This window comes from Arthrobacter cavernae, assembly GCF_017368795.1.
In the GTDB taxonomy this organism is placed as follows: domain Bacteria; phylum Actinomycetota; class Actinomycetes; order Actinomycetales; family Micrococcaceae; genus Arthrobacter; species Arthrobacter cavernae.
Genome location: NZ_JAFNLL010000009.1, coordinates 85,141 through 99,648, shown reverse-complemented (window position 1 = coordinate 99,648; position 14,508 = coordinate 85,141). Strand labels below are relative to the sequence as shown.

The 14,508-nt window shown below is 66.3% G+C and carries 14 protein-coding genes; 2 read left to right on the top strand and 12 right to left on the bottom strand.

All coding sequences use genetic code 11. The annotated features are described in order from the left end of the window. Positions 1-2: 2 nt before the first annotated feature. Complete coding sequence (locus J1902_RS05485; RefSeq protein WP_207615242.1) at positions 3-2,060, bottom strand: ATP-dependent DNA helicase; 2,058 nt, start codon at positions 2,058-2,060, stop codon at positions 3-5. Next, positions 2,053-3,615 (bottom strand): GTPase HflX, encoded by a 1,563-nt coding sequence (gene hflX, locus J1902_RS05480; protein ID WP_207615241.1) that lies wholly within the window; start codon positions 3,613-3,615, stop codon positions 2,053-2,055. The genes J1902_RS05485 and hflX overlap by 8 nt, the downstream gene beginning before the upstream one ends. A 426-nt stretch (positions 3,616-4,041) precedes the next feature. Between hflX and J1902_RS05475 the strand changes: the two genes are divergently transcribed. After that, a complete protein-coding gene (locus J1902_RS05475) occupies positions 4,042-4,656 on the top strand; it encodes a class I SAM-dependent methyltransferase (RefSeq protein WP_207615240.1) in 615 nt (204 codons plus the stop codon). On the opposite strand, the gene dapF is transcribed toward J1902_RS05475, so the two are convergent. The 6 genes from dapF to J1902_RS05445 all read right to left on the bottom strand — a co-directional run bounded on the left by dapF (position 4,637) and on the right by J1902_RS05445 (position 10,279). Further along, positions 4,637-5,605: a diaminopimelate epimerase gene (gene dapF, locus J1902_RS05470; protein WP_207615239.1), complete on the bottom strand. Its 969-nt coding sequence runs from the start codon at positions 5,603-5,605 to the stop codon at positions 4,637-4,639. The genes J1902_RS05475 and dapF overlap by 20 nt on opposite strands. Before the next feature lie 97 nt (positions 5,606-5,702). After that, positions 5,703-6,623 carry a tRNA (adenosine(37)-N6)-dimethylallyltransferase MiaA gene (gene miaA / locus J1902_RS05465; protein WP_207615238.1) on the bottom strand — a complete coding sequence of 307 codons (921 nt, stop codon included), beginning with the start codon at positions 6,621-6,623 and terminating at the stop codon, positions 5,703-5,705. A 4-nt stretch (positions 6,624-6,627) separates the two neighbouring features. Next, positions 6,628-8,163, bottom strand: coding sequence for a tRNA (N6-isopentenyl adenosine(37)-C2)-methylthiotransferase MiaB (gene miaB, locus J1902_RS05460; protein ID WP_207615237.1), 1,536 nt, complete (start codon positions 8,161-8,163; stop codon positions 6,628-6,630). Beyond that, on the bottom strand, positions 8,163-8,681 hold the full coding sequence (locus tag J1902_RS05455) for a regulatory protein RecX (RefSeq protein ID WP_307794378.1): 519 nt from the start codon (positions 8,679-8,681) through the stop codon (positions 8,163-8,165). The genes miaB and J1902_RS05455 overlap by 1 nt, the downstream gene beginning before the upstream one ends. 79 nt (positions 8,682-8,760) lie before the next feature. Beyond that, on the bottom strand, positions 8,761-9,807 hold the full coding sequence (gene recA, locus J1902_RS05450) for a recombinase RecA (RefSeq protein WP_207615235.1): 1,047 nt from the start codon (positions 9,805-9,807) through the stop codon (positions 8,761-8,763). Between the two features lie 247 nt (positions 9,808-10,054). Continuing rightward, positions 10,055-10,279 (bottom strand): DUF3046 domain-containing protein, encoded by a 225-nt coding sequence (locus J1902_RS05445; protein WP_207615234.1) that lies wholly within the window; start codon positions 10,277-10,279, stop codon positions 10,055-10,057. A 32-nt stretch (positions 10,280-10,311) separates the two neighbouring features. On the opposite strand from J1902_RS05445, the gene J1902_RS05440 reads away from it, so the two are divergent. Beyond that, positions 10,312-10,818: a MarR family winged helix-turn-helix transcriptional regulator gene (locus tag J1902_RS05440; RefSeq protein WP_207615233.1), complete on the top strand. Its 507-nt coding sequence runs from the start codon at positions 10,312-10,314 to the stop codon at positions 10,816-10,818. An 83-nt stretch (positions 10,819-10,901) separates the two neighbouring features. Here the strand turns inward: J1902_RS05440 and ltrA are convergent, their stop codons facing one another. The 4 genes from ltrA to pgsA form a co-directional block, all read right to left on the bottom strand. Next, on the bottom strand, positions 10,902-12,278 hold the full coding sequence (gene ltrA / locus J1902_RS05435) for a group II intron reverse transcriptase/maturase (RefSeq protein ID WP_207615232.1): 1,377 nt from the start codon (positions 12,276-12,278) through the stop codon (positions 10,902-10,904). A gap of 557 nt (positions 12,279-12,835) precedes the next feature. After that, a complete protein-coding gene (locus J1902_RS05430) occupies positions 12,836-13,270 on the bottom strand; it encodes a helix-turn-helix domain-containing protein (RefSeq protein ID WP_207615231.1) in 435 nt (144 codons plus the stop codon). A 131-nt stretch (positions 13,271-13,401) separates the two neighbouring features. Further along, the gene (locus J1902_RS05425; RefSeq protein WP_207615230.1) at positions 13,402-13,899 is read right to left on the bottom strand and encodes a CinA family protein; all 498 of its coding nucleotides are present in this window, start codon (positions 13,897-13,899) and stop codon (positions 13,402-13,404) included. Beyond that, entirely contained in the window at positions 13,896-14,498 is a 603-nt protein-coding gene (gene pgsA, locus J1902_RS05420) for a CDP-diacylglycerol--glycerol-3-phosphate 3-phosphatidyltransferase (RefSeq protein ID WP_207615229.1), read from the bottom strand. Before pgsA ends, J1902_RS05425 begins: the two co-directional genes overlap by 4 nt. Between the last annotated feature and the right edge of the window lie 10 nt (positions 14,499-14,508).

The window sequence follows — 14,508 nt, the reverse complement described above, 5'->3', positions numbered from 1 at the left end:
GACTAGGAGTCTGCTGCGTGCAGCCGTTCCAGCACGCCCCGCACCACGGCCCGGTCCGTTGTGGCCCAGAACGGCGGCAGGGCGGCGCGCAGGAAGCCGCCGTAGCGCTCCGTCGACAACCGTGAGTCCAGCACGGCCACCACACCCCTGTCGCCGGTGGAGCGGATCAGGCGGCCGGCCCCCTGGGCCAGGCGGATGGCCGCATGCGTTGCGGAGACCGCCATGAAACCGTTGCCGCCGGCCTGTGCCACGGCCCGGGAGCGCGCCGTCATGAGCGGGTCATCGGGGCGGGGGAACGGAATGCGGTCGATGACCACCAGCCGGCACGATCCGCCCGGCACGTCGACACCCTGCCACAGGGACATGGTGCCGAAGAGGCAGGTGTCCGGTTCCTCGGCGAATTGGCGCACCAAGGCCGCCATGGTCGATTCACCCTGGCAGAGAATGTCGACATCTAGCCTGGCCCGCATCGCCTCCGCAGCCTCCTCCGCAGCCCGCCGTGAGGAGAACAGGCAGAGCGCACCTCCGCCGGAGGCCCGGATGAGGTCCTCCAGCTCGTCCAGCGCCTCGGGCGAGGTGCCGCGGCCCGGTTTGGGCAGGTGCTTGGCCAGGTAGAGCACGCCCTGCCTGGGGTAGTCGAACGGGGAACCGACGTCAATCCCGGTCCACCTGGGGGCGCCGTCGCCGGTCAGGCCCAGTCCGCCGGCAGCCGGTTCGAACGCGGAACCAATCGCCAGGGTGGCCGAGGTGAGCACCACCGTGTGCCCGGCGAACAGGCCTTCCCGCAGGCGGCCGGCCACGCTCAGCGGGGCAACGTTGATCAGCACGGGCGACGTCTCGTCGGGCTGCGCGTAGCCCTGCTGGGGGTCGAAGGTGCTGTTCCGCGAGAACCAGACCACCTCGCGGTTTTCCTGTGCTGCCAGCAGTCGCTCGCACAGCTCCAGGATCAGCATGAGCCGTGAGCGCGCAAGCTGCCGGCCGCCGTCGACGGCGTTCGCAGAGTCCGACTTCGAGTCGGACAGGGCGGCACGCGAGGCGTCACGCAACTGATCCACGCAGTCGAGCTGCTCACTGTTCAGGCCATGGGGCAGCAGGCCGCTCGGCGCGCCGGCCACCGCATGTTCCAGGCGTTCCGCGGCGGCGTACAGTGCGTCCACGGTGATGGCGGTGTGCTTGCGCGCGCTGGACGCGGCGGCATGGACCATGGCCACAGACAACTGCCCGGACACTGCCCCGGTGACCCGGTCCTGCAGTTCGTGGGCTTCGTCCACCACCACCACGTCGTATTCGGGCAGCACGGCCAGGCCCTCGAAGGCGCTGACGGCGAGCATGGCGTGGTTGGTGACCACGACGTCGGCCTCGGCAGCCCGGGCGCGGGCCAGTTCACTGAAGCAGTCCTCGGCCATGGGGCATTTCTGCGCGCCCAAGCACTCCATCGACGTGACGGAGACCTGGCGCCAGGCGCGGTCGGTGACGCCAGGCATGAGCTCGTCCCGGTCGCCGGTGGCGGTTTTGGCGGCCCATTCGCGCAGCCGCACCACTTCCTTGCCCAACTGCGACGACGGACCCCCCACTGCAGCGGCAAAGTGCGGCACGCTGGTGTCCTCGCCCAGGGAGAACAATTGCCCTTCGGCCGGCTCCTCGCTGGGGAAGCCGCCCTCAAGCTTCTGCAGGCACACGTAGTTGGCCCGGCCCTTCACGAGCGCCACGTTGACGGGGCGTTCCAAGACGGGATCGATCGTATTGAGGAGCCGCGGCAGGTCGCGGCCCACGATCTGGGTCTGCAGTGCGAGGGTGGCGGTGGACACGAGGGTCGGCTTGTTGCTGTCCATCGCGTGGGCGATCAACGGAATCAGGTACGCCAGGGACTTCCCTGTGCCTGTCCCTGCCTGGACGAGCAGGTGCTCCCCCGCGCCGATGGCCCGGGCCACTTGCCGGGCCATCTCGTGCTGGCCTGCACGGCTTTGGCCGCCCATGCCGGCCACGGCCTTGTCCAGGAGCTCCAGGGTGAACTTCTCCCCGGCCGTTTCGCCGGCGTCCCCCGCCACCTTCTCAACCATTGCTGACGAACGACTCCAGTTCGGCGGCGAGGCCCTCGCGGACCATTGCCAGCACACGCGTGCCGTGTTCCTCGTGCTCCAAGCTGAGGATCTCGGCGTCGGAGTTGTGGAGCTTGTTGATCAGGTCCCCGCGGTGGTACGGAATGAGGACTTCCATACGGACACCGGGCCGCGGAATGGCCTGACTGATGAGCTGCAGGAGCTCGGCAATACCCTGGCCCGTGCGGGTGGACACCACTGCGTGCCGGGGTTCCCTCTGCCTCAGTCTCTCCACGACGAACGGATCCGCCACGTCCACCTTGTTGAGGACGATGATCTCCGGGATCTTGCGGGCATCCACCTCGCTGAATACGTGCCGTACGGCGGCGATCTGGCCTTCCGGATCCGGGTGCGAGGCATCCACCACGTGCAAGATCAGATCGGCGTCCGCCACTTCCTCCAGGGTGGAGCGGAAAGCCTCCACGAGCTGGGTGGGCAGCGAGCGGACGAAGCCGACCGTATCGGCGAGCGTGTAGCCGATCCCGTCGGGCGTCTGGGCCTTGCGCACCGTGGGGTCCAGTGTGGCGAACAGCGCGTTCTCCACCAACACACCCGCGTCAGTCAAGCGGTTGAGCAATGAGGACTTGCCGGCGTTGGTGTAGCCGGCAATCGCCACCGAGGGGACGAAATTACGACGCCGGTTGGCCCGCTTGGTCTCGCGGGCCGGCTTCATCGCGGCGATCTCGCGGCGCAGCTTGGCCATCCGGGTGCGGATGCGGCGGCGGTCCAGTTCGATCTTGGTTTCACCCGGGCCACGCGAACCCATGCCGGCGCCCGCCCCGCCCACCTGGCCACCGGCCTGGCGGGACATCGACTCGCCCCAGCCGCGGAGCCGTGGAAGCAGGTATTCCAGCTGGGCCAGTTCCACCTGGGCCTTGCCCTCGCGGCTCTTGGCGTGCTGCGCGAAAATGTCCAGGATCAGTGTGGTACGGTCCACCACCTTGACCTTGACGATGTCTTCAAGGCCACGGCGCTGGGACGGGGAAAGCTCGGTGTCCACCACCACGGTATCCGCGCCGGTGGACGACACGATGTCCTTGAGTTCCTGCGCCTTGCCCGACCCCAGGAATGTGCCGGGGTCCGGCTTCATGCGGCGCTGGACGATCCCGTCCAGCACTTCCGAACCTGCGGTTTCGGCCAGTGCGGCCAGTTCCCGCAGGGAGTTCTCGGCGTCCGCCAGGGTGCCCTCGGTCCAGAGCCCGGCCAGCACCACGCGCTCGAGGCGCAGCTGCCGGTATTCGACCTCGGTGACGTCCTCGAGTTCCGTGGACAGACCGGCCGTGCGGCGCAGGGCGCGGCGCTCGGCAAGATCTTCCTGCTCGCCGTCGTAGACGCTGTGCTCGTGGTCGAGGGTGGAGATCGCCTGGGCCTTGCCGAACACTCCCCTGGCGTCCTGGTCTGCTGGAGCCGCGGAGGGGGCTTCCTTGGACAAAATCCGGTCGATGACAGCCTGGATTTCTTCAGGCCCCATGTTCTGGGCGTCGGATTCGGATCCGGAGTGCTGCTGGGTGGTCATGGTCTCCTTATGGTGTTCGGCATATCCAGAATAGTGCTCTTTGGCGTCCAGCGGTGCGGTATTCGCGCTGGGCTGACGGTCTTGGGTCATCCGGGCCTCCAAGGTGGGCTCGTGGCAGCTGCGGCGTCTGGGCCGTGGACTTTGCTGCAGGGAAAACCGCCGGTCCGAGGCTGCGGCCTGGTGGCGGGAGGATTGATGTTCTGAGTGCCCGGTCAACTGCAGGCGCCATCGTATGGATGGCGGACAGTCTGCACCGGTGGGACCTGCCGCGCGGAATGGCGCAGCGCTGGTGCGCTGGCGTGCGTCGCGGGCGGTGCCGGCTACTCGAAGATCAAGAACATGTCTTCAACCCTAGCAGCGTGTGTCAACCGCCCGCCGGGGCGGGCAGTTTCCCAAGCCGCCCGCGGGCAACTAATCTGGCAAATTATGGAGTCTGCACACTATTTCAGCGCCCAGCCGGCCGGACCGTTCACCCGCAAGCCCCTCACGGTGGAACTCGCCGGCGCCCAGCGGCGGCTGCAGACCTCCTCCGGCATCTTCAGCCCGGACGGCGTGGACAAGGGCACCACGGTGCTTCTGGCCGAGGTTCCGGCGCCCTCCCCGCAGGGAAATCTGCTGGACATCGGCTGCGGGTGGGGACCGATCGCGTTGACCATGGGCCTCATGGCCCCGCACGCAAGCGTCTACGCCGTCGACGTCAATGAGCGCTGCATCACGCTGACGAACGAGAACGCTGCCGCACTGAAACTGAGGAATGTCACCGCGAGCCTGCCCGACGACGTCGACCCTTCACTGATGTTCGACACCATATGGTCCAACCCGCCCATCCGCATCGGCAAGGACGAACTGCACTCGGTGCTGCTCAAATGGCTTCCGCGCCTGGCGCCGGGCGGCAACGCCTGGCTGGTGGTCCAGAAGAACCTCGGCTCGGACTCGCTGCAGCGCTGGCTTGGCGAGCAGCTGGACAGCACTTTCACGGTGTCCCGTGAAAGCACGTCCAAATCCTTCAGGATTCTGCGGGTCAGGAAAGCGTCCCACTAGCGACGATGACGGCGGGACCGCTGAGCTCCACATGCTCGCGGCCGCTGTCGCCTGGGAAGAACGTCACGCCGACGACGCCGCCCGGAACGTTTACCTGCCAGGCGTCCGGAGCGCCGGCCCCGGCCCAGTGCCGGATCGCGACGGCGGCGGCGCAGGCGCCAGTGCCGCAGGACTGGGTCTCGCCCACCCCGCGTTCGTGGACGCGCATGGTGATGGTGCCGACGCCGTCGTGCACCAGGGGTTCGGCCGGAACCACGAACTCGACGTTGGTGCCGTTCACGGGTTTCGGATCCACGACGGGAGCCTTGAACAGCTGGGTTGCTGCGAGTTCGCTGAGCTCGGCCAGGGCCACCACGGTGTGCGGGTTGCCCATGCTGACGGAGAGCCCGGGACGGGCGACTTCGAGGCCTTCGGCACTAACGAGCGCGTCCATGGCCTTGCTGGTGGCCTCCTCCGGGAAGATGAATTCCCAAGGGCCCATGTCCACGGCGTAGCCGCCGTCCGTGCGGACGATCTTCTTGATGCCGCCGCGCGTGCCGATGGTGAGGCTTTCGCCGGCGCCCAGCTGGACGAGTCCTTGGGCTATCAGGAAGTGGACGAAGACGCGCACGCCGTTGCCGCACATTTCCGAGAGCGAGCCGTCGCCGTTGCGGTAGTCCATGAACCATTCGGCGGCGGGGTCGGCGGCAAGGAGATCGCGGCCCTCAGGCAGGAAGCGGGACGGTACGGCACGGATGAGGCCGTCGCCGCCGATGCCCAGGTGCCGGTCGCACAGCTGCGCTACCTGCTCCGGGGAAATCAGGTGGGAATCCTCGGGATCGGCGATCAGGACAAAATCATTGCCCGTTCCATGGCCCTTGGAGAACGCCAGCCCGCTGAGCGTTGAAGCGGACGTGGCGGAACCGTCAGCCGGGGGCTGCGGGGCGGGAACTGCAAGAGTTTCATCCATGGAACTAGGCTACCCGCAGCGCGGGATCCGCCCGAAATTGCCTGTGGCCGCTGCCCCGGCAACAGGTGCTGGGAACGCGACTGTCAGCAGCCGGGTGTCAGACGAGGGACACGGCTTTGGCCAGCAGTCCGGGGTCCTGCCAGTCGATCCAGTGGATGCGCGGATCCGCCCGGAACCACGTCAGCTGCCTCCGGGCGAATTGCCGGGTGGCCACGATGGTTTCCTCGGCCGCCGCCGCGGCATCCGAGTCGCCGTCGAGCACGCGCAGGAACTGGGAGTAGCCCAGGGCGCGGGAGGCCGTCCTGCCTTGGCGCAGGCCCGCGGCGTCGAGCCGCTCAACCTCGGCGAGGAGCCCGGCATCGACCATCCGGTGGACGCGCGCGGCGAGCCGTTCTCGCAGGAGCTCCCGATCCACGTCGAGACCGATCTGCACGGCGGGCTGGAAGTATTCGCGCGTTGGCATGTAGGAGCTGAAGGGGCGCCCGGTGATTTCGAAGACCTCCAGGGCCCTGATGACGCGGCGGGCATCGCTGACACGTCCTGCCGAGACTGGATCAACGTCCCGCAGGCGCTCCTGCAGCACGGCCAGGCCGGCCGCTTCGACTTCGCCTTCGAGGCGTTTCCTGACGGCGGCATCGGTCCCGGGAAATTCAAGGATGTCGAGGGCAGCCCGGACGTACAGGCCGGAACCGCCGACCAGGATGGCCCGCCTGCCGCGGGCGTGGATGCCGGCGATCGCGGCGCGGCACTCGGCCTGGAAGTCCGAAACACTGGCTTCCTGGGCGACATCGAGGGTGTCCAGCAGGTGGTGCGGCACGCCCTTGCGTTCGGCGAGGCTGATCTTGGCCGTGCCGATGTCCATGCCCCGGTAGAACTGCATGGCATCGGCGTTAATGACCTCGCCGTCGAGGGCAAGGGCCAGCTCGACGCCGAGATCGGACTTCCCCGAGCCTGTGGGCCCGACGACGGCGATCACCGGGGGCTGGGCGGCCCCGGGCTGCGCGGGTGCAGTGGCCACGGTCCTAGCCGCGGCGGAGGGGCAGCGAGGGCATGCCCAGGGACACGCCGGCCTTGCCCGTGGCGGAAGATGGCACCGGGGCGCCGCAGGAATCGGCCTGCGAGCGGTCCCACGCGTCACCGGCGCGGGAGCGGCGCAGGGAGTAGCCGGCCATCGTAGCGGGGTCGGCCACGAGGTGGAAGGCTGCGGCCTCGGTGATGGTCACGGTGACAAAATCGCCGGGGCGCGGGGTCTCGGCACCCTCCGGGACGGAGAAGTGCACCAGCCTCTGGTCCTGCGCGCGGCCGGACAGGCGGTGCGTTTCCCCGGCCTTGCGCCCGGACTGGGCGGTCACGAGGACCTCGACCCGGCGGCCAAGCTGCTTGGCGTTTTCCTCGGCCGCGATCTGGTCCTGCAGGGCGGTGAGGCGCTCGTAGCGTTCCTGCACAACAGCTTTGGGCAGCTGCTCCGCCAGCTCGGCGGCCGGGGTCCCGGGACGTTTGGAGTACTGGAAGGTGAAGGCCGAGGCGAAGCGGGACTTCTCGACGACGTCGAGCGTTCCCTGGAAGTCTTCCTCGGTCTCGCCGGGGAAACCCACGATGATGTCGGTGGAGATGGCCGCGTTGGGGATCTTCTCGCGGACCTTGTCCAGGATGCCCAGGAACCTGGTGGAGCGGTAGGAGCGGCGCATGTCCTTGAGGACCTTGTCCGAGCCGGACTGCAGCGGCATGTGCAGCTGGGGCATGACGTTGGGCGTCTCGGCCATGGCATCGATGACGTCGTCGGTGAAGGCGGCCGGGTGCGGGCTCGTGAAACGGACGCGCTCCAGGCCTTCGATCTGGCCGCAGGCGCGCAGCAGCTTGGAGAAGGCCTCGCGGTCCCCGAATTCCACGCCGTAGGAGTTCACGTTCTGCCCCAGGAGGGTGACCTCGACTGCGCCGTCGTCCACGAGTGCCTGGATTTCGGCCAGGATCTCGCCGGGGCGGCGGTCCTTTTCCTTGCCTCGCAGCGACGGCACGATGCAGAACGTGCAGGTGTTGTTGCAGCCCACGGAGATGGACACCCAGCCCGAGTAGACCGAGTCGCGCTTGGTGGGGAGCGTGGACGGGAAGACGTCCAGGGATTCCAGGATCTCCAACTGGGCCTCGTTGTTGTGGCGGGCCCGGTCCAGCAGTGCCGGCAGCGCGCCGACATTGTGGGTGCCGAAGACGGCGTCCACCCAGGGGGCCTTGCGCACGATGGTGTCGCGGTCCTTTTGCGCCAGGCAGCCGCCGACGGCGATCTGCATCCCCGGGTTGGCGGCCTTGACCTGCTTGAGTTCGCCCAGGTTCCCGTAGAGCTTGTTGTCCGCGTTCTCCCGGACAGCGCAGGTGTTGAACACCACGACGTCGGCCAGGGCGCCCTCGGCGGGCACGTATCCGGCGGCTTCAAGCAGGCCGGCCATGCGCTCGGAGTCGTGGACGTTCATCTGGCACCCGAAGGTCCTGACCTGGTACGTCCGCTGCTGCGGCGCGTCAGAGGGTGTGGTGTCTGCTGCTGGGGAAGGAATGGTCAAACTCACTAGTCAAGGGTACCGGCTTCGGTACCGGCCTCGGCCAGGACCTCGGCGACGATCCGGAATGCCATGGACGGCTGGTAGCCCTTGCGCGCCAGCATGGAGGCAAGCCGTCGCGTGTGCTTGTCGCGTTCGGCACGATCGGAGAGGTCGACGCCGGCCCGCAGCTTGCGGGCCACGAGATCCCGGGCGGCCTGCTCTTCAGCCTGCTCGCTCAACTGCCCCAGGGCGTCCTCTGCGGTGTCCTGGTCGATGCCCTTATCGGCAAGCTCGCGACGGATTGCGCCCTTGGCCAGCTTCCGGCTCTGGGAGCGGCTGCGGACCCACATCTGGGCGAACTCGGCATCATCGATCAGCCGGACCTCCTCGAAGCGGTCCAGCACGGCCTCGGCGACATCCTCGGGAACATTGCGCTCGGCAAGTTTCCGGGCCAGCTGAAGCCTGCTCTTGGGCGAGCTGGTCAGCTGGCGCAGCACGATCGCCCGGGCGACGGAGGCCGGATCGGGCTCCGGATCGGCCGCCACCGGCGAATCCACGGCAGGCGACTCATCCGCTGGCTTACGCCAGTCGCCCCCGCGCCCGCCGCGCCGGTATGCGCCGTCTCTAGCCGTCAACGGCCTTCAGCTTCGGGGAGTCCTCGGTCTCTGCCGGCTTGACGCCGACGCCGAGCTTTTCCTTGATCAGGCGTTCCAGTTCCTGGGCGAGTTCGGGGTTGTCGCGCAGGAAGCGCCGGGAGTTCTCCATGCCCTGGCCCAGCTGGTCGCCGTCATAGGTAAACCAGGAACCCGACTTCTTGATGATGCCGTGTTCCACGCCCATGTCGATGATGCCACCCTCGCGGGAAATGCCCTGGCCGTAGATGATGTCGAATTCGGCGATCTTGAAGGGCGGTGCCATCTTGTTCTTGACGATCTTGGCCTTGGTCCGGTTGCCGACCGAGTCCGCGCCCTCCTTGAGGGTCTGGATACGGCGGACGTCGATGCGCACGGAGGCGTAGAACTTCAAGGCCTTGCCACCGGTGGTGGTTTCGGGGGATCCGAAGAACACGCCGATCTTCTCGCGCAGCTGGTTGATGAAGATGGCCGTGGTCTTGGTCTGGCTCAGGCGGCCGGTGATCTTCCGGAGTGCCTGGCTCATGAGGCGGGCCTGGAGGCCGACGTGGGAGTCGCCCATTTCGCCTTCGATTTCGGCGCGGGGAACCAGTGCGGCCACGGAGTCAATGACGATGATGTCCAGGGATCCGGAACCGATGAGCATGTCCATGATTTCCAGGGCCTGCTCGCCGGTGTCCGGCTGCGAGACCAGCAGGGCGTCCGTGTCCACGCCAAGCTTGGCGGCGTAGTCCGGGTCCAGGGCGTGCTCGGCGTCGATGAAGGCGGCGATGCCGCCCAGCTTCTGCGCATTTGCGACCGCGTGCAGTGCCACGGTGGTCTTACCGGAGGATTCGGGACCGTAGATCTCCACGACGCGGCCGCGGGGCAGGCCGCCAATTCCCAGGGCTACGTCCAGGGCAATCGAGCCAGTCGGGATGACCTCGATGGGCGCGCGGACTTCATCGCCCAGCCGCATGACGGAGCCTTTGCCGAACTGCTTGTCAATCTGGGCAAGCGCTGCTTCGAGCGCCTTTTCACGATCCGGGGCTGCCGCCATGGTTCACACCTCTGATGCTTTCTCGCTGTGGAGTGGCCTGATCTGCCGCTTCTGTCATCTCAAACGCTAGCCCCGCCCTCTGACATTTTTGGCGACGGCTTCGGCTATGTGGATAACCGTGGCTGCTGAGTGGCCGGGAAACGTCCATCAAGATCAATTTTCCTCTGAAAGGAGCATAACCCATCCGAACACATATTCGAACAAGTGGACGGCGTGTCACGGCGGTCCGGAAGGTTTCCGTCCCGAATCAGCCGGCGGCCGGCTTGATATCGCGGCCAAGCCTGCGCTCCGGCGGCACATCCTGGACATCACAGATGGCCAGCCAGACTTCGCGGGGGCCGCGGCCCGAGGCCAGGGCCTCCACGGCGGTCTTGCCGCCCACGCCGGCCAGGACGAGGGAACTGCCCAGGACGCGGGAATACCCCGCCCCGAACTCGTCGTCCATCAGCCGCCAGAAGTCACTAATCCGCACCAATAGAGTCTCTCATGGCCCCGGACTCTAGAATGGTTGCCATGAGCAATCCTCTCCAGAGCACGCCTGAACCGGCTGCAGAAGGCGACTCAGTGGATGACGCCCTGCAGCAGGTGGAACACCAGCTGAGCCTGCTCTGGCGCCGCGCTCGTTCGTTGTCGCACCAGCTCTCGCGCCAGGTGCACCCGGACATGGAACCGGCCGCGTACGGCCTGCTCACCATCATCCGCCGCGAAGGCACCATCAGGCTGACGGACCTCGCCACGTGCATCGGCGTCGGCAAGCCCTCGGTGAGCCGCCAGATCGCCTTCCTCGAAAGCATCGGGCTGGTCTCCAAGGAGGCCGATCCGCAGGACGGCCGTGCCCAGTCCATCCGGCTGACGGCCAAGGGCGAGGAAAAGATGCACCAGGTCCAGGACGCCCGGCGGCAGGTCTTCCGGGAGCGCCTTGGCGAATGGCCTGTGGATGACATCCAGACGCTGGCTGAGTACATGCGCCGGCTCAACGCCACGTATGGCGAACCGACCGCCAAGGACTGACCCAGGACAGCGCACCGCGCAAGACGAAGTGTGCCCCGCACGTGCGGGATCGAGTAGGAGGGCCGGGTTTCCCGGCCCTCCTCTCACACCACCGTACGTGCGGGCCTCGCATACGGCGGTTCGCTGGGTCGTTGAAGACGATCCCATGCAGCGCGAAAGAGAATGAGGCCTTGCTCTGCCCAGTGTTGATTGGGCAGTGCGCGTTGAAGGATTGGTGATCCTGCGGTGCGCCAGTAGGCTCGGCTGCTATTGCCCCATTGGTAGGCCAGATCCGGCCTGATCCCGAGCTTGCGCAGTTTTGCCACCCGCGTCCGAGGGTTCTTCCATTCCTTCCACCGGATTTGGCGCATCCTGCGCCTGAACCATTCATCAAGGGCGGCGAACTTCTTCGGTGTCTGTGACAGCCGGAAGTAGCCCATCCATCCCCGGACATAGCGGTTCAGTTGTTGGATGCGGTACTCCATGGAGACGCTCCACCTCCGCGAGGTCAGGTCTCTGATGCGGTCCTTCATGCGCTTGAACGCCTTCGGAGCGATCTTGATCTTGACCCCGGCTTTGGTGAAGTAGAACCCGAAACCCAGCAACGTAGCTACAGTTCCCGGATTGATCGCGGATTTCTCCCGGTTTACCCTCAATTTCAGGTCCTTCTCAAGCACTTTCGTGGCCTGATCCAACACCCGCTGCGCGGCCCTCTTGGACTTCACAAAGACCCTGATGTCATCGGCATACCGCACGAAACGGTGTCCGCGAGCCCAGAATTCCTGATCAAAATCGTCCAGCATGATGTTGCTCAGCAACGGCGACAAAGGCGACCCCTGCGGGGTTCCCTCCTCCGTCGGCTGCCGCATCCCATCAGCCATGATTCCCGCTTCAAGATAGCGTCGAATCAGCTTCAGGAGCCGCTTGTCTTTCACTTTCCGCGCCACCCTGGCCATGAGCACGTCGTGGTTCACCCGGTCAAAGAACGCATCCAGGTCAACCTCGACCACCCACCGATACCCCTGTGAAATCACCGTTCGGGCGACTTTCACCGCATCGTGGGCGCTCTTGCCCGGCCGGAACCCATACGAGACCGGCACGAACCCCGGATCAAAGACCGGGGACAGGACTTGCGCGACTGCCTGCTGGATCAACCGGTCCAGCACGGACGGTACTCCCAGCTTCCGTTCCCCGCCGTCAGGTTTGGGAATCATCACCTGACGAACCGGCAACGGCACATACGTACCCGCGTCCAACGTTTCCCGGGTTTCTGTCCAATGTCCTAAGCACCACGCACGGAGTTCCTCCGTGCGCAGCCCGTCAGCACCGGCAGCACCCCGGTTACGCTCAACACGGTTCAACGCGATCATCAGATTCCGCTTGGAAAAGACTTCCTCCCAGAGTTCCTGACCATCCCTGATGTTCTCCCCGATACCCGCCGGGTCCTCACTACGCACAGAAAGGGGCCATCCCGGATTCACCGTTCGCTCCTTACACTTTCTGTCCCACCACTCCCGTGGGTTGGCTGCGATTCTTGTGGAACACACGAGAAGCACCGCTTCAAACCATCAATTCCCAGCGTTCAGCCCTTCCCGGCGAACCATCCTGATTCCCGCCGGTACTACGGCCTCGGCTGACTTCTGCCCCATCAGCTACGGCCCTTAGAGCCGCACCGCTCCACCCGGCAACCCGGATGACGCACTGGGACAGACCTCCCCAGATAAGAACATTTGCTTTCCCCCTGCCGCCGCCGCATTTACACACTGGCCGTTTCGGTGGAACGGGCTTCACCATCGCGTGCTGGCTCACCCCAACCAGCATGCCTTCTATGCGGTTCGTGTCCCTCGGTGCAGGGATTTGCCTCCGGCTTCCTTCCCACCCCACCTCACGATGACGCAGTTGCCTTCAGCTAGAAGTTAAACCACCTTCTCCTCCAGAGGACTCACACCTCCAAGCAAATGCCCATGCTGGGCGTACACGCAGGAAAGCCCCGGCCAATGGCCGGGGCTTTCCTTGTGTGAAGTTTGGTGGAGTCTGCTTACCGCGCGCCGGAGAGCAGGCCCTGGGTGAAGTCCTCGCTCAGGTCGATGTCGCGGCCGTAGCGCTGCGCGAATTCCTGCGGGACAGTGTCCGGAACCGCGACGCCTTCAGCCACCGCAACGCGGTCGCTGACTTCGCGGAGCATGGTGGACAACGGGACGTCCAATGCGGAGCAGATCGAGGACAGGAGCTCCGAGGAGGCTTCCTTCTGGCCGCGTTCGACTTCGCTCAGGTAGCCGAGGGAGACGCGCGCACTGTGCGAGACTTCGCGGAGTGTACGGCCTTGACGCTGGCGGACATCGCGCAGTACATCACCGATTTCGTGGCGTAGTACAACCATTTTGCGCTCCTTCTGTTCGCTCTGTGCCTTCTCGGCCAAGCCCACATCCTTCCAGCGGACAACGCCGTTCACGGATACGGGCTGCTTAACCATCTGTATCGCCTTGCTCCTCATTCATCCGGCCCTTGGAAGACCGCTTGGTTTTCTACATCCTAGGCGCCCGGGACATTCCGAAGCGACACATTGACACAACTATTGGGGATCAGTTTTTGTTCCCGGCAACTTTACGCGTGGTAAGTGCGGCTCTCCAGCGCCTCGAGCAGCCGTTCAAGAGCGGCCGCGCAGGCCTGTTCCCGGATGGCGGCCCGCTCCCCCGCGAGACTGTAGCCGAACGACGTCGAGCCCTGTTCCGTCGCCACCCCGATGAAGACGGTGCCCACCGCCTTTCCGCCATGCGGCTCGGGCCCGGCGACCCCGGTGGTGGACACCCCGACGTCGGCCCCGCAGGCACGCCGGGCGCCGTCGGCCATCGCGGCGGCGACGTCACCGTCCACCGAGCCCGCGGCGTCGAGCAGCTCCACCGAAACCCCGAGGACCCGGGCCTTGACGGAGTTCTGGTAGGCCACCACTCCGCCCTGCAGCATGCCGGACGCACCGGGGGTGTCGGCCAGGGTGGCGGCGACGAGGCCCGCGGTCAGCGACTCGGCGGTGGCGACGGTGAGGCCCCGGGCGATGGCCAGCCCGACGGCGGAGGCCGCCGTTTCGGCGGCGGTGCGGCTCACGCGCGCCTGCCCGCGGCCCGGAGGCGGAGTGCCTGGACGACGTATTCGACGCCGGTCCAAACGGTGATGGCCAGAGCCACGATCATGACCCAGAACGCGACGTCACCCAGCCAGGGGGCGAAGGATTTCAGGGGCAGGATGAAGAGGAAGATGGCGATGGTCTGCACGACGGTCTTGAGCTTGCCGCCCCGCGAGGCCGGCATGACCCCGTAGCGGATGACCACGAAGCGCAGCGCCGTGATGCCCCATTCGCGGACCAGGATGACGATGGTAATCCACCATGGCAGCTCTCCCAGCACGGACAAGAGAACCAGGGCCGAACCGATGAGCAGCTTGTCTGCGATGGGGTCGGCGATCTTGCCGAAGTTGGTGACCAGTCCGCGGCTGCGGGCGATGTCGCCGTCGAGCTTGTCGGTGTAGATCGCCACCGCGAAGGCGAGCACCGCGGCCCAGCGCCACAGCCCGTGCCGGCCGTCGTCGGCAAGCAGGAACCAGACGAAGAAGGGGACCAGGGCGATGCGGAGCATCGTGAGGATATTGGGCAGGTTCCAGACGTCGGAGCTGCTGGAACGGGCGTTGTCACCCTCGGCTGTAGTCACCCCTCTAGGC

What these genes read in the sequence shown, in the direction of transcription:
- J1902_RS05485 (WP_207615242.1), bottom strand. Translation starts at nt 2,060, where the DNA reads ATGGTTGAGAAGGTGGCGGGGGACGCCGGCGAAACGGCCGGGGAGAAG.
- hflX (WP_207615241.1), bottom strand. Translation starts at nt 3,615, where the DNA reads ATGACCACCCAGCAGCACTCCGGATCCGAATCCGACGCCCAGAACATG.
- J1902_RS05475 (WP_207615240.1), top strand. Translation starts at nt 4,042, where the DNA reads ATGGAGTCTGCACACTATTTCAGCGCCCAGCCGGCCGGACCGTTCACC.
- dapF (WP_207615239.1), bottom strand. Translation starts at nt 5,605, where the DNA reads ATGGATGAAACTCTTGCAGTTCCCGCCCCGCAGCCCCCGGCTGACGGT.
- recA (WP_207615235.1), bottom strand. Translation starts at nt 9,807, where the DNA reads ATGGCGGCAGCCCCGGATCGTGAAAAGGCGCTCGAAGCAGCGCTTGCC.
- J1902_RS05440 (WP_207615233.1), top strand. Translation starts at nt 10,312, where the DNA reads ATGGTTGCCATGAGCAATCCTCTCCAGAGCACGCCTGAACCGGCTGCA.
- J1902_RS05430 (WP_207615231.1), bottom strand. Translation starts at nt 13,270, where the DNA reads ATGGTTAAGCAGCCCGTATCCGTGAACGGCGTTGTCCGCTGGAAGGAT.